General features: G+C 34.8%; 2 protein-coding genes. Both read left to right on the forward strand.

From position 1 onward, the window contains the following. Positions 1-213, forward strand: a 213-nt coding sequence (locus ACFIO3_RS15640) for a hypothetical protein (protein ID WP_375704839.1), incomplete at its 5' end; no start/stop codon positions are given. A gap of 136 nt (positions 214-349) precedes the next feature. Next, positions 350-514 (forward strand): MFS transporter (locus ACFIO3_RS15645; RefSeq protein ID WP_375704840.1); only part of this gene is annotated, 165 nt, incomplete at its 3' end.

The raw sequence follows: 514 nt of genomic DNA on the forward strand, positions 1-514 counted from the left end.
ACAAGAGCTTGTTTACGTTCAGCTGTAATCGACATCGTATTATCCTTTCCAAAAACGAAGAAACATAAAGTCACCCATAGCCGAGATGTCGTTCAGCAAGGGTCTGTGAGAAAACAGGAAAAGTCGAAGACTCTTACCTATTTTCGTTCTTATATAGGAAAGAAGGTTAAAATACTAGTCCTTAACAGCATTTTGAAGTCTTTCTTTAAATAAAAGCTTTTGTTTTGAAATATTGATTTAAATAGAGTTTTATGAGAAGTTTTTTAAAGAATTATGCATCCTTTTGATACAAAGATTATGAGCGTGTATGTGGTAACAAAAGTGATAAATACCGATTTGGAGGAAAAAGATGCAGAGCATTTCAACATTAAAACTTTTTCGTAATTCGGTATTTCGAAATTTATGGTCATCTACTCTTATTTCTAATTTAGGGGGGCTGATACAGGCTGTTGGAGCAGGGTGGTTAATGGCGTTGATTAGTTCTTCGCATTCCATGGTTGGGCTTGTTCAAAGT

It is taken from the genome of Bartonella sp. AD328YNZD (assembly GCF_042196425.1).